14 protein-coding genes are annotated in these 14,318 nt (G+C 43.3%); 9 read left to right on the top strand and 5 right to left on the bottom strand.

The features are described from left to right. Positions 1 to 43 precede the first annotated feature (43 nt). The 6 genes from atpG to adhP all read left to right on the top strand — a co-directional run bounded on the left by atpG (position 44) and on the right by adhP (position 7,029). Positions 44 to 913, top strand: a complete 870-nt coding sequence (gene atpG / locus O4M77_RS13700) for a F0F1 ATP synthase subunit gamma (RefSeq protein WP_004780708.1) — start codon at positions 44 to 46, stop codon at positions 911 to 913. A 30-nt stretch (positions 914 to 943) separates the two neighbouring features. Next, positions 944 to 2,338 (top strand): F0F1 ATP synthase subunit beta, encoded by a 1,395-nt coding sequence (gene atpD / locus O4M77_RS13695; RefSeq protein WP_004780710.1) that lies wholly within the window; start codon positions 944 to 946, stop codon positions 2,336 to 2,338. A gap of 26 nt (positions 2,339 to 2,364) precedes the next feature. Continuing rightward, complete coding sequence (locus O4M77_RS13690; protein WP_004780711.1) at positions 2,365 to 2,784, top strand: F0F1 ATP synthase subunit epsilon; 420 nt, start codon at positions 2,365 to 2,367, stop codon at positions 2,782 to 2,784. A gap of 346 nt (positions 2,785 to 3,130) precedes the next feature. Then, positions 3,131 to 4,537: an NAD-dependent succinate-semialdehyde dehydrogenase gene (locus O4M77_RS13685; RefSeq protein WP_323713583.1), complete on the top strand. Its 1,407-nt coding sequence runs from the start codon at positions 3,131 to 3,133 to the stop codon at positions 4,535 to 4,537. Positions 4,538 to 4,774: 237 nt separating this feature from the next. Beyond that, positions 4,775 to 5,743, top strand: coding sequence for an IS30 family transposase (locus O4M77_RS13680; RefSeq protein WP_257218617.1), 969 nt, complete (start codon positions 4,775 to 4,777; stop codon positions 5,741 to 5,743). Between the two features lie 254 nt (positions 5,744 to 5,997). Continuing rightward, the gene (gene adhP, locus O4M77_RS13675; protein ID WP_179992711.1) at positions 5,998 to 7,029 is read left to right on the top strand and encodes an alcohol dehydrogenase AdhP; all 1,032 of its coding nucleotides are present in this window, start codon (positions 5,998 to 6,000) and stop codon (positions 7,027 to 7,029) included. Positions 7,030 to 7,105: 76 nt separating this feature from the next. Here adhP and O4M77_RS13670 read toward each other — a convergent pair whose 3' ends face one another. Next, positions 7,106 to 7,681, bottom strand: a complete 576-nt coding sequence (locus O4M77_RS13670; RefSeq protein WP_179992710.1) for a hypothetical protein — start codon at positions 7,679 to 7,681, stop codon at positions 7,106 to 7,108. A 409-nt stretch (positions 7,682 to 8,090) separates the two neighbouring features. Beyond that, the gene (locus O4M77_RS13665; protein ID WP_323713582.1) at positions 8,091 to 8,636 is read right to left on the bottom strand and encodes a glutathione peroxidase; all 546 of its coding nucleotides are present in this window, start codon (positions 8,634 to 8,636) and stop codon (positions 8,091 to 8,093) included. Between the two features lie 191 nt (positions 8,637 to 8,827). Between O4M77_RS13665 and O4M77_RS13660 the strand changes: the two genes are divergently transcribed. Beyond that, entirely contained in the window at positions 8,828 to 9,739 is a 912-nt protein-coding gene (locus O4M77_RS13660; protein WP_313660608.1) for a DMT family transporter, read from the top strand. A gap of 396 nt (positions 9,740 to 10,135) precedes the next feature. Here O4M77_RS13660 and O4M77_RS13655 read toward each other — a convergent pair whose 3' ends face one another. Genes O4M77_RS13655 through O4M77_RS13645 form a run of 3 tightly spaced genes read right to left on the bottom strand, consistent with a single transcriptional unit; the run spans position 10,136 to position 13,097 of the window. After that, positions 10,136 to 10,705, bottom strand: a complete 570-nt coding sequence (locus O4M77_RS13655) for an L-threonylcarbamoyladenylate synthase (RefSeq protein ID WP_034171542.1) — start codon at positions 10,703 to 10,705, stop codon at positions 10,136 to 10,138. A 40-nt stretch (positions 10,706 to 10,745) separates the two neighbouring features. Then, entirely contained in the window at positions 10,746 to 11,885 is a 1,140-nt protein-coding gene (gene dprA / locus O4M77_RS13650) for a DNA-processing protein DprA (protein WP_323713581.1), read from the bottom strand. A gap of 57 nt (positions 11,886 to 11,942) precedes the next feature. Next, positions 11,943 to 13,097: a LysM peptidoglycan-binding domain-containing protein gene (locus tag O4M77_RS13645; RefSeq protein WP_104426934.1), complete on the bottom strand. Its 1,155-nt coding sequence runs from the start codon at positions 13,095 to 13,097 to the stop codon at positions 11,943 to 11,945. A 120-nt stretch (positions 13,098 to 13,217) separates the two neighbouring features. Between O4M77_RS13645 and def the strand changes: the two genes are divergently transcribed. Together def and O4M77_RS13635 are read left to right on the top strand one after the other, a co-directional pair. Then, a complete protein-coding gene (gene def / locus O4M77_RS13640) occupies positions 13,218 to 13,748 on the top strand; it encodes a peptide deformylase (protein WP_004780730.1) in 531 nt (176 codons plus the stop codon). 92 nt (positions 13,749 to 13,840) lie between these two features. Beyond that, on the top strand, positions 13,841 to 14,251 hold the full coding sequence (locus tag O4M77_RS13635) for a DUF2946 family protein (RefSeq protein WP_005233427.1): 411 nt from the start codon (positions 13,841 to 13,843) through the stop codon (positions 14,249 to 14,251). Positions 14,252 to 14,318 lie beyond the last annotated feature (67 nt).

Genomic DNA, 14,318 nt, shown 5'->3' with positions numbered 1-14,318 from the left:
CCTTCGAGGGCTCGTAAGGGCCTTCGAATACTAGGTTAAGCGTATGGCAAATTTAAAAGAAATTCGCGCCAAAGTAGCTAGTATCAAAAGCACGCAGAAAATTACTCGCGCGATGCAGATGGTAGCAGCTTCTAAGATGCGTCGTGCGCAAGAGCGCATGGCACAAGGCCGTCCGTATGCCGAAAATATGCACCGTGTAATTGCTCATTTGGTACAAGCGAATCCTGAATATAAACACCGTTATATGGTTGAACGTCCTGTTAAGCGCGTTGGCTATATCATTGTGTCTTCAGATCGTGGCCTTGCTGGTGGTTTGAACATTAACCTGTTCAAGAAAGTGGTAAAACACGTTCAACAGCAACAAGAGCAGTCAATTGAAGTTCAATTTGCTTTGATTGGTCAAAAAGCGGTTTCGTTTTTTAAAAACTACGGCGGTAAAGTGCTTGGTGCGACCACTCAAGTGGGCGACACTCCAAGTCTTGAACAGTTATCTGGTTCTGTACAGGTGATGTTAGACGCTTATGATAAAGGCGAATTAGATCGTATTTATCTGGTTTCTAACGGCTTTGTCAACGCCATGACTCAAAACCAAAAGATCGAACAGCTTGTTCCTTTGGCAGCTGCTGAAGAAGACAAGACGCTTAACCGTCAATACGGTTGGGATTACATCTACGAGCCTGAAGCTGAAGAGCTTTTAAATGGCTTGTTGGTTCGTTACATCGAGTCTGTGGTGTATCAAGGTGTGATCGAAAACATCGCGTGTGAGCAGTCTGCTCGTATGGTTGCAATGAAAGCTGCAACTGATAACGCGGGTGAATTGATCAAGAACCTGCAACTTATTTATAACAAGCTGCGTCAAGCCGCGATTACTCAGGAAATTTCTGAGATCGTTGGTGGTGCCGCTGCCGTTTAACATATATTAGTTTGAATTGAGGAGACAGCAATGAGTAGCGGTCGTATCATTCAGATCATCGGCGCGGTTATCGACGTCGAGTTTGAACGTAACAGCGTTCCTAAGATCTATGACGCTCTCCAAGTTGACGGTACTGAAACTACATTAGAAGTTCAGCAACAACTTGGTGATGGCGTAGTTCGTACTATTGCAATGGGTTCTACTGAAGGCCTTAAGCGTGGTTTGAACGTAACTAACACTAACGCTCCGATCTCTGTACCAGTAGGTACAGCGACTCTTGGCCGTATCATGGACGTTCTTGGTCGCCCGATCGACGAAGCTGGTCCTGTTGCGACTGAAGAGCGTTTACCAATTCACCGTCAAGCGCCTTCTTATGCAGAACAAGCGGCTTCTACTGACCTTCTAGAAACTGGTATTAAAGTCATCGACTTACTATGCCCGTTCGCGAAAGGTGGTAAAGTTGGTCTGTTCGGTGGTGCCGGTGTTGGTAAAACTGTAAACATGATGGAGTTGATCAACAACATCGCGAAAGCGCACTCAGGTTTATCTGTGTTTGCTGGTGTTGGTGAACGTACTCGTGAAGGTAATGACTTCTATCACGAAATGAAAGACTCTAACGTTCTTGACAAAGTAGCAATGGTCTACGGTCAGATGAACGAGCCACCAGGTAACCGTTTACGCGTAGCGTTGACTGGTTTGACTATGGCTGAGTACTTCCGTGATCAAAAAGACGAAAACGGTAAAGGCCGTGACGTACTATTGTTCGTCGACAACATCTATCGTTATACACTAGCGGGTACTGAAGTATCAGCACTTCTAGGCCGTATGCCATCTGCAGTAGGTTACCAACCGACTCTTGCAGAAGAGATGGGTGTTCTTCAAGAACGTATTACATCTACTAAGTCTGGTTCTATTACGTCAATCCAAGCGGTATACGTACCTGCCGATGACTTAACAGATCCATCGCCTGCAACTACGTTCGCTCACTTGGACGCAACTGTTGTATTGAGCCGTGACATCGCTTCTCAAGGTATTTACCCTGCGATTGATCCACTTGACTCTACTTCACGTCAGCTAGATCCACTTGTAGTTGGTACTGAGCATTACGAAATCGCTCGTTCAGTTCAAAACGTTCTTCAACGTTATAAAGAATTGAAAGACATTATCGCAATTCTTGGTATGGACGAATTGTCAGAAGAAGACAAACTTACTGTATACCGTGCACGTAAGATCCAGCGTTTCTTCTCTCAACCGTTCCACGTAGCTGAAGTGTTTACTGGTGCTCCTGGTAAACTTGTACCGCTTAAAGAAACGATTCGTGGCTTTAAAGGTCTTCTAGCTGGTGAATACGATCACATCCCAGAACAAGCGTTCTACATGGTTGGTGGTATTGACGAAGTGATTGCTAAAGCTGAGAAACTTTAATTAGTTCCCTAATTTAGGAGATTCTCATGGCGACTATGCAATGTGACGTTGTAAGTGTTCAAGAGTCTTTGTACTCAGGCACTGTAACTATGCTAATTGCTAAAGGTGCTGGCGGTGAGTTAGGTATTATGCCTGGTCACGCTCCGCTGGTAACTTTGCTCCAACCTGGCGCGATCCGCGTTATTTTGGAAAACGGTACAGAAGAATTAATCTATGTATCTGGTGGTGTTCTAGAAGTTCAACCGCATGTTGTTACGGTTCTTGCTGATACAGCAGTCCGTGCAGAAAACTTGGATGAAGCTGCAATTATTGAAGCGCGTAAACACGCTGAACAATTGCTAGCAAATCAAAAGAGCGATTTGGACTCTGCTGCTGCTTTGGCTGCTCTTGCAGAAACTGCTGCTCAGCTGGAAACGATCCGCAAAATCAAAAACCGTGCAATGTAATTGCTGGTTTAAGATTGAAAAAACCACCCGAAAGGGTGGTTTTTTTATATAAAAACTATTTTGAAAAAAGTTACCAGATTTTAGCCTTATGAATAATTATTTTAAGAAAACTATATAGCTCTAATTTGTACCACTCGATATAACTTTTACCTGCGCTGCGTAATCTTTTGAACCAATCTGTAAGCAAAGTCATAGTCAGAAAAAAACAATGCTAAGTTGATATGGCGTCTTTAAGCTTTTCAGATTTATTCAATAAAAAGTTTCACGGTTCTACTACCTCTGTCACGACGCAAATCACGTTGTTATCCATTTATAAAAATTGAATTGGCCAAGCAGGGATCTAATTATGAGTTATCAATCCATTAACCCCTTTAACAACCAGAAATTAAAAGATTATCCGTCACACACTGATCAAGATATCCAAAATGCCTTGGATACCGCAGAAAAAATCCTGAAGTCGGATTGGACTCAACAAGTAGATACCCGGATTGAGGTACTTAGCAAACTGGCAAACAATATGCGGGAACGCAAGTCAGAACTGGCTAAAATCATGACACTGGATATGGGTAAGCTGATCAAGCAGAGTGAAGGTGAGATCGAAAGCTGTGCCAAAATTGCTGAGTATTATGCAGATCATGCCAAAGAGTTTTTAGCGCCAGTTTCTTATGAAACGGAACTAGGAGAAGCATGGGTAGAGCATCATCCCTTAGGCATCATCATGGCAGTAGAACCCTGGAACTTTCCTTTTTATCAGTTGATGCGTGTCTTTGCCCCAAACTGCGCGATTGGTAACCCTGTGGTAGCCAAGCACGCCAGCATTGTTCCGCAATGTGCTGAAGCCTTTGAACAGTTGATTCTGGATGCAGGCGCGCCGAAAGGTGTGTGGACTAATCTGTTTATCAGTAGCGATCAGGTCGCAGATATTATCGCGGATCCGCGTGTACAAGGCGTTGCTCTCACAGGTTCAGAAGGCGCAGGGCGTGCAGTAGCAGGGCAAGCTGGGAAACATGTCACCAAATCGACACTAGAATTAGGCGGTAATGATGTATTTATTGTGCTGGATGATGCTGATCTGGAAAAAGCGATCAAAATCGGCTGTCAGGCACGCGTTAATAACACGGGGCAGGTTTGTACAGCAGCTAAACGTTTTATCCTGCATGAGAAAATTGCGGAACAATTTAAATCGGGCATGATCAAGGTCTTTGAAGGCTTAAAAATTGGTGATCCGTTGGATTCTGAAACTACACTTGGCCCGCTGTCCTCAGCAGATGCGTTGGAAAAACTGACCAAGCAGGTTGATAAGGCAGTAGAGAATGGCGCGAAAGTCGTGACTGGTGGTAAGCCTTATGAGCATGAAGGTAATTTCTATCAGCCAACTATTCTGGAAAATATCAGCCGTGATAATCCGGCCTGGTATGAAGAATTCTTTGGTCCTGTGGCACAGATCTATGTCGCAAAAGATGAAGATGAAATTGTATCGATTGCCAATGATTCTAATTATGGTCTCGGAGGCGTGATTCATTCACAAAATATTGAGCGGGCGAAAAAGCTGGCTTCACGTGTAGAAACTGGCATGATCTGGATCAACTGGTATACCGATACTGCGCCAGAGCTGCCATTTGGCGGGATTAAAAATTCGGGTTATGGTCATGAACTTTCAAGCGATGGTTTCAAAGAATTTGTGCAGAAAAAACTGGTCGTCGTGAAAAGCCCAAAAAATAAGCCCAACACCAAACTAGAAAGCCACTGCTGAAGTGGCTTTCTTTTAATTAGTATTGATTAAATTCCTTTCGAATATGACTAATTATCACCTTATTATAAAGATACGGGCTTAAGAAGATGTAGTCTAAAATTTGAAGCTATCTTATTTGGATAAAAAGGCAGAGTAAAACTTGAAGTGCGACATAAACCACCTAATTAATTTAAAGGGTTTATGGAGTATATAAAATTGTCATACCATCATCTTAACTTTGAAGATCGTACTGCATTAATGCTTGAGTCAAGAAAAGAAGGCTTTTCACCCAGAAAATTTGCTGAACTTATTAAAAGACATCCTAGTACGATCTATCGTGAACTTAAAAGAAATAGCATCAATGACGTTTATCAAGCTCGATATGCTTCTGATAACACCTTCGCTAGACGTAGACGTGGTCACAGAAAACTCAAAATCGACTCAATCCTCTGGAGATTTATTGTTGAAGCGATCCGTTGTTTATGGTCTCCTCAGCAAATATCGAAGCGTTTAAAGACATTTTCTGATTTGGATCAAACAATGAATGTAAGCCATACAACGATTTATTCAACTATACGAGCATTACCAAAGGGTGAGTTGAAAAAAGACTTATTATCCTGTCTGCGTCATGAAAATAAAAAGCGAAAAGCTAACGGTGAACCTAAAAAAGATTCTATATTACAGGATATTAAAACTATTCATGAGCGCCCAGCCGAAGTTCAAGAAAGAAAAATACCGGGTCATTGGGAAGCCGATTTAATTAAAGGTAAAGACAATAAAAGTTCGATAGCAACACTTATTGAACGAAATACACGGCTCTGTATCTTGGCAACATTACCTGATGCAAAGGCAGAATCAGTGCGCAAGGCTTTAACTGAAGCTCTGAAATATTTACCTGCAGAACTACGTAAAACGTTGACCTATGACCGTGGACGTGAGATGTCAGAACATAAAATCCTCGAAGAAGATTTAGGCATAGATGTATATTTCTGTGACCCACATTCGCCATGGCAGAAAGGTACATGCGAAAATATGAATGGTTTAATTAGGCAATATTTACCTAAAGGGATTGATTTAAATCAGGCAGATCAGCATTATTTAAATCAAGTTGCCATGTCACTGAATACTCGTCCTAGAAAAGCGTTAGATTGGCTTACACCATTAGAGAAGTTTGCTCAGCTTGTTGATTATCATAAGGCTTTTGAAACTGTCGCACCTCATGTTTGAATTCGCCAAATATTATATCTGCTGATAGTGAATTTAATTAAATCATTATTATTCTTATATTTATGTGTAAATAAAAATATTTGTTTGGAGATAGTCGAGCATAATTTAAAAATAACAGCCAAAAAAATTTTAAGAATTTTTAAAGAATAGCGGAGAAATACAATTCTATAGTTGTTGCAGTTTTTCTATTGTCTATAATTAAGGAGATTATTCAAAAATAATCTGAAATTATAATAATAGAAGAGAGAATTAATATGCCAACAACAATGAAAGCAGCGGTCGTAACTGCATTTAACCAACCCTTAGAAATCCAAGAACTCAACATCCCTCAAGTTCGTCCAGGCAAAGTCCTGGTCAAGATCATTGCCACAGGTGTTTGTCATACCGATCTGCATGCCATGCATGGCGACTGGCCGGTGCAACCGAGCTTACCTTTTATTCCCGGGCATGAGGGAGTAGGAGAAGTGATTGAAATAGGTGAAGGCATTGACCATTTAAAAATAGGAGATATTGTCGGTATTCCATGGCTGTATTCGGCGTGTGGCCATTGTGAACATTGTTATGCGGGCTGGGAAACCCTGTGTAGAAAACAGCAAAATTCGGGGTATTCGGTCAACGGCAGCTTTGCTGAATATTGTCTGGCCGATGGAGATTATGTAGGAGTAATTCCGGAGGGAGTAGACTTACTTGAAATTGCACCTATTCTCTGTGCAGGCGTCACTGTCTATAAAGGTCTGAAAATGGCTGATGCCAAAACAGGAGACTGGATGGCAATTTCGGGCATTGGCGGTCTGGGTCATATTGCTGTTCAATATGCCAAAACCATGGGATTTAATGTTATTGCCATAGATGTGGATGACTCAAAACTGGAACTGGCCAAAAATCTGGGTGCTGATGTGGGCATAAATGCACTGAAATCCGATGTAAAAGAAGAAGTGATGAAAGCCACTGGAGAAGGTTGTCATGGGGTATTGGTAACAGCAGTCTCTCCCAAAGCTTTTGAACAGGCAGTCTCGATCGTGCGTCGGGGGGGAACTATGGTGCTAAATGGTTTACCACCAGGCAAGTTTGACTTGTCGATTTTTGATATGGTACTTGACGGCATTACGGTGCGCGGCTCGATAGTGGGTACACGACTGGATCTCAAGGAAGCATTGGATATTGCTGCCCGGGGTAAGGTTAAGGCACATATTAATGTTGAGCCGCTGCAAAATATCAATGATATTTTTCAGCGTATGGAACAAGGGAAAATTGATGGCCGGATCGTGATCGATATGCGACTTTAATTCCTCATTGAGGGAAAATAAAAGTCAATCTGGTTCTTGCCGGATTGGTTTTTTGATGAAAGGGATTGAATGAGTTTTAACCTTGTTTCTGCTCGGGATTCTGGATCAGCAAGCCGGCCAGTTTGATCATTTCGGCTTGAACATTGACCATCTGCGATTCAATCTTTTTCAAGTCCACTTGGCTAAAATCCACCTGACCATTCAAGAGGGGAGAAGCCAGCACTTGCTGGTTTGCAGACATCATATTATTACGAATCTGGTCAATTTCCTGACTTTTTAAGTTCAGGTTACCCAGCACCTGATTAAAACTGCTGAGTTGCTGTTGAAGCTGGGTCGCAGTGGATTGCAGCTGCTGGGTATCTTTGGCTTCGACCGCCGTTTGCAGTTCGGTCTGGGTCTGTTTTAACTGTTCCACATAACTGCCGGCCTTGAGCTGCAAGTCGGCGACATCCCGAACCATATAAAACATATTGCCAGATTTAAGTTCAGTTGGTGTTGCCGAGCCTTGTTGCTGAGAGGTTGGTTCCAGATCTGACGTTGTTGTATCTGCCTGTTCAGTGGGTGTTTCGACAGCCTGTTCGCAGCCCATCAGTAAAATTCCCGAGCTAAATAATGCGAAAGGAAGGACAGCATTGGCAAGAATTTTGGACATAGAATCAGGGTCTCGATACAGGTGATAGAATTTGGATAGTATTTAATATAAGGACAAACTATGGAGATAAAAAAGATTGTTGCAAACTCATAACAATTCTTCTGGATTTTAAATAATTAGCCAGACAGAAGTGAGAAAAATCTAATAAAAATGAATAAGTAAATATTTTATTTTAAGCGGGGCGGCTCGTTTGGCCGGCGATTAACTTGAAGACTTTATTGTGTGGAATTTCATTCGACTATTATTTTCCTGCGTCCTAAGCAATTGCTGATTGTGCACGGATTGGTTGAGTCTTTACAAATGTAGGTGAATATCAACTTAGTGAAATAAGAGTTTTAAATAGAAATAAGTACCCATTATGAAAACAGATACTTATTTTAATCTTAATGCTTATTGGGAGAGCAGAGCGTTATTTTGCCAGTTCTGCATTCACCGCATCTACAATGCGTGGATCATCTGCAGTAATGTCTGGTGCAAAACGTGCAACGACTTCCCCCTGTTTGTTGACCAGGAATTTTTCAAAGTTCCAGAGGACTTCAGGCGGTTCATTTGGAGTCAGGCCATAGTCGACCAGATCTTTCCACCATGGACCTTCACCAATACGTTCTGGCACAGCCTGAGTCAAAGTAGCATACAAAGGATGTTTAGCTTCACCCACGACCGGAATTTTAGCAAACAGCGGGAAATCCACCTGATAGTTCAGGGAACAGAATTCCTGAATTTCCTTTTCACTTCCAGGTTCCTGTTCCAGAAAATCATTGGAAGGGAAGCCTAAGATTTCCAGTCCTTCGGCTTTTTTATCATCATAGAGCTTTTGCAAGCCTTCGTATTGTGGAGTGAGGCCGCATTTTGATGCCACATTTACCAGCAGTAAGACTTTGCCTTGATACTGGTTCAGCGTCGTGTCCGTTCCTTGAATCGTTTTTACCGGAATGTCATACACAGAAGTGCTCATCGGATTTCCTTTTTATTAAATGAATGAGGGCTATTTGTTTTAACGGGTATTTAAATACAGTACAAGTCAGAATCAGTGAAATGCTTACTTGCCGGCTACAAATAGCATTAATTTTAGTTGAAAAATCAATTATGCTTAGGCACTTGCCAAGAAGGCATAGATTAACAATAGATAGAGACAAGGATGAAGTTATGACGCAGCAGCAAAAAACAATGTGGTGGGCCATGCTGCTTCCATTGACTGCGGTCCTGATCTGGTCACTGAATATTGTCGTGACCCGCTATGTGACGGACTTTATTTCGCCGGTGAGCATCAGTTTTTATCGCTGGTTTTTTGCCTTTCTGATTCTGACCCCGTTTATTCTGCCGCGAGTGATTCGTGAACGTGCCCTGATCGTCCCGCATCTGAAACAGCTGGCAGTGCTGAGTGCCTTTGGTCTGGTGCTGTATCAGGGCCTGGCGTATACCGCCGCACATTACACCACCGCCACCAATATGGGCATTATTAATGCCTTTATTCCAATTTTCACCATTTTTGTGTCGATGCTGATTCTGCGCGATATCCCGAATCGCTATGCGATTATTGGCAGTCTGTTGTCCTTTGCCGGGCTGATCTATGTGATGGGGCAGGGTAATCCGTGGGGGCTGCTGCATGCTGGCGGCCAGTGGGGTGATCTGCTGATGATTATTGCCGTATTTTTCTATGCCTTTTACGGGGTCTTTCTGAAAAAATGGCAGCTGCAGATTCCGCTCATGCTGAGCCTGTATGTGCAGATTCTATTTGCATTGCTGTATCACCTGCCGTTTGTGGCCTGGTTGGGTCTAGATGTCATTAATCTGGCCAATGCTGGCAGCGTCATCTACGCCAGTATTTTCCCGTCACTGATTGCACCTTTGCTGTGGATGATGGCGATTCAGCGTCTGGGGCCGAACCGTACCAGTATCTTTATGAACCTGATGCCGGTATTTACTGCTTTAATTGCCTTGGTCTGGTTAAAAGAGGCCTGGACCATTTATCACAGTATTGGTGGGGCGATTATTCTGTTCGGCATTGTACTGGCCCAGAAAAAAACCATGGTGCCGGTGCTGCTAAAAGCCAAATAATTGCCTAAAAAACGAACAAACAAACTTAGTTTTTTGCTTGAATGATCTCGTAAATAAAGACAAATAGACTTTAGTCGAGGATGGGAGGTTTTAGGTTTTTTAAAAAGCACTTTAAAAAGAGCAAGATAATTTGAATTTTTTTAAAATAATGATTGATTAATCATAGGTTTAAGCTGCTTTTTAAGAGCTAAAATATATTTGTTTTTTTTAAACTGTTCGCCCATAATACGCGCCATCGCAGATCAGCAACTGTTGCTGAAATGCCCAGAGATTTCGATACCCTCTGGATGTGATTGATACACATCCTTTTTTATGCTCAACCATCCCTATATGGTTGAGCTTTTTTTTGTCTTAAAACTTTAGTCGACTTGAAAAGAAAAATGACTGAGCAAAGGCTCAGTCACGAATAATTTCACCTGTTACGGCATCAATAATCCGGCTTGGTTTCTGGCTCAGTCCCAGATCACCATTCAGATAATTCAGATCCTGACCAAAATAACGCATGGCATCTTGCAGGGAACGTGCAGGTTCTAAGCCGGCAGGATTGGCACTGGTTGAAACAATAAAACCGCCAAAAGCCTGACACAAGGCTACACAAAGAGGATGAGTGGTCACGCGCACTGCCACTTTAGGGTGTTTGCCTTTAATCCAGCCTGGAATATCGTCATTGGCAGGGAGTAGCCAGGTGGTCGCCCGGTCTGTAGGTCGATCATTACTCCAGGACTCAATTACTTTTTCACGCATTTCTTCACTTAGATCCTGAAGTAAATGTTCCACTTGTGAAATATGAGCTGCGAGTAAAATCACGCCTTTTTCAATCGGGCGCTGTTTTAAGGTTAAAATCTGGTGAAATGCCTGTTCATTATAGGGGTCGCAACCTAAACCCCAAACAGCCTCTGTAGGGTATGCCAAGACCTGTCCAGCTTTGAGACATTCAGCTGCTTCGGCAACAGAGGTGGTGATCATGTGTATACCTTATCAAAACAAGAAGTGTCTATTGTGAACCTTATTTATGCGGACGACAACGTAGATACATGCCGGCTTGCTGGGTGCAAAAGCCAAGTAGCTCCAGTTCCATCAATTGACCGGTGAGAGAAGAAACATCCTGTTGCAGATGATGACTGAGATGATCCAGATCCTGTCCGACCCAGTCTAACTGGTTATAAAGTCTGAGCAGATGGGGCGGTATGTGTGCAGGAAGTTCATCCGCCATGTCATGTTGTACTTCATTTTGTAAGGCTTGCCATTGGGTCGCCAGAGCCAGTTCTTCAATCACCTGTTGTGGGTGATCAATCAGAATCGCGCCTTCACGAATCAGCTGATGGCAGCCCTTATGATATTCGCTATAAATATGCCCCGGAATAGCAAATACGGTTTTGCCTTGTTCGGCAGCCAGTTTGGCCGTAATTAGAGAGCCGCTTTTTAAGGTCGCTTCAGCCACAATGACCCCGAGACTTAAGCCACTGACAATCCGGTTACGCCGTGGAAAGTGATGCTGCAACGGTGGAGTCTCTGGCAGAAACTCGGTAATGACCGCACCACCATGTGCAATGATTTCCTGGCGCAATTGTGCATGTTGAGAAGGGTAGGTTTGATCCAGTCCGGTTCCCATCACCGCAATGGTTCCCTGATGTTTTAATCCTGCCCGATGAGCAGCTTCATCTATGCCTTGTGCTAATCCACTATTAATATAGAAACCCTGTTCACTCAAATAAAAGGAGAAATCATAAGCTACTTGCCGGCCGTGAGGACTCGGCTTGCGACTTCCTACAACCGCAATTTGAGCCTGAAGCAATGTATCCGGCTGACCTTGACCAAAAATAATTGGTGGTTTGTCTACATAGTGGCTGAGTTGCTGCGGATAGTGCAGATCATGATAGAGCAGGATGAAATCACTATCTCGTTGAATTTTTTCCAGACAGCGCTGAAATTTCTGCTGTGATTCTGGAAGCGAGAAGTCTTTTAAGCGTTGGACATGATTGGCATGAATGCCAAGCGCCTGCCAGGTAGGCACCTGATCAGGCTGTATGGCTGTGGTCAGACTTGAATAATGCTGACTGATTTTATAGAAGCTCGAAAGAGAATGCTGAACCAGATACCATAACGTCAGTGTTTCCAGTTGCACGCGTGATAACGAGTTCAGCATATCGAGACCTATATCTGTGTCTTCTTATTCTTTAAGTTGTAAAGTTAGATCAATCTATTATTCATCTAACAATGGCGCTTGAATATTGGCACCCACCTTGATAGGTAACTCACTTTCCAGCACATAAGCATAGCTGAGCTGATCAAAAGTTTTAAAGACCATCACATTGCCAATGCGCTCACCTGGAAGCTGTACGCGTTCCTTGGTTTTCGGATCAGTCACGACTTCACCTTTCTGGTTTACGCTGAAGACATGACCAGTCTGAACCCCATGTGCCGTACCACGGTCAATCGTCACGACGCTATGACGCGCAGCAGTACCAATTGAACCCAGTACACGCACAATCTGACCACCAGCAACCGTATTTTCTGCATTCACTGGATAGAACAGGGTAGGCAACATCGGATCGTATTCAGGCAATACACGGTCACCGCGACGCACTTCGGCATTATAGCTATCTGTTAATTCCAGCGTGGTGACATCACCTTCGCCACGTACTGCAATTCCGGAAGCAACCTGTTGCAACTCTAGAGCAGCCGTGTATTTCTTGCCATTGGCATCGGTAAAGACATAAGGGTCTGCTTCACGATATACCGCATAACGCTGGCCAACCACCAGACCATTACCGCGGGCATAAACTTTCTGACCTTTACCTGCCAGTACGCGCTGGTCTGCAGTGCCGAGAATGTAAGGCGTACCCTGAACTGAATCCGCTGCCACTATGGTATAGCGTTCCAGCCATTGCTGGATGTGCGCTAATGGAATCACTGGAATCGTATTATTTAAAGATTCAACGCGAACCTGTGGCTGTAGCGAAGTACTGCCAATATAACGACTGATGATGCCTTCACAGCCATCACCTTCGTCTTTACCAATGATTGGACGACCTTGATAGTCACACATCAACAGGCGGTCACCCGGGAAAATCCAATGTGGATTTTTCACGTGCTTGTTACTGGCCCAGATTTCTGGCCAACGCACCGGATTTTTTAAGAAACGTTTTGAAATATCCCACAATGTATCGCCTTTTTTGACCACGTAGACATTAGGCGCACTGGCTTTTAAAGCGGGTGGATTGACGTTGCGGGCAGGAGCTGCCTCGGCTGAATACATTGTCCCCATACTCACTCCGACACAAACTGCCAGTGCGAGCATTTGATTTTTTAACCCCAAGGCACTAAAAAATGGCATGCCCTTCAAAACCTTTTTCATTATCATAATTCCTAAAATTATGTGCGTAATTGCGTTATAATAACGATCTTACACACATTTTTTTGATGAAGCATTCCCTTCATTTGGTTTTTTGATCAATGGCATAATTGAGGACGCAGTATGGCCTTATTACCTATTTTAAGTTTCCCGGATCCCCGTCTTCGTACCATTGCACAACCAGTCGAAGAAGTTACTGATGAAATTCGTCAGCTCGCTGCAGATATGTTTGAAACCATGTATGAAGCGCCAGGCATCGGACTCGCCGCGACCCAAGTCGATCGTCATATTCAGCTGATTGTGATGGACCTGTCTGAAAATAAAGATCAACCCATGGTGTTCATTAACCCCAAAATCACACCATTGACTGAAGAAACACAGCCTTATGAAGAGGGCTGTCTATCAGTTCCTCAAATATACGATAAAGTTGAGCGTCCGTCACGCGTAAAAATTGAGGCAATTGGTCTGGATGGTCAACCCTTTGAACAAGAGGCTGATGGACTTCTCGCTGTGTGCATCCAACATGAAATGGATCACTTAAATGGTAAACTTTTTGTGGATTATCTGTCGCCATTAAAACGTCAGCGTGCCCGTGAAAAAGTAGAAAAACTGGTTCGCCAGCGCAATAAGGAAAAAGTTGCAGTTAAACGCTAAAATTATTTTCCCAAGCAATTTTTATGATTCAACAAGCCCAATTTTGATTGGGCTTTGTTATACTCAGCCTAGATAAATTTAAGGGTTTGCCTATGGTTCTGCGGGGAGGTCTGCTACTTTCCTTTGTAGCGGTATTTCTACAGATTGCTGTATTCTTACAGCCTTTGCTGCCGAAGCAATATCAGGTTGCTCCGGTCTGTGAAACCATCACGCGTGCCCTTTTAGTTTCCTCTCATGTTCATTCTGAACATCCTGCTCATCATCTTGATCAGCATCCTATTTCCTCGGACTCCATGGCGCATGAACACGATGCCAGTCATCAGTGTCAGTACTGTACTGTCTATGGCAACCTGGTTTTGCCGCCTGAGCTTGAAGTGAAAGAAGTCCTGGATCGAATTCAGGTCAGACTATTGGCTTTTGAACAAGCCTTTAAGCATGTCTGGTTTATCCTTCAGCGACTCTTTTTAATCCCGCAGGGACGGGCACCGCCACTGTTTGCATAAATCCACGTTGTTTTGCCTGGGTCTTGAATGACTTGGGCCGTGTTTAATTTATGTATTCAGTGAGATA

The organism is Acinetobacter sp. YWS30-1 (assembly GCF_033558715.1).
In the GTDB taxonomy this organism is placed as follows: domain Bacteria; phylum Pseudomonadota; class Gammaproteobacteria; order Pseudomonadales; family Moraxellaceae; genus Acinetobacter.
This window is presented reverse-complemented; position numbering and strand designations above follow the sequence as displayed.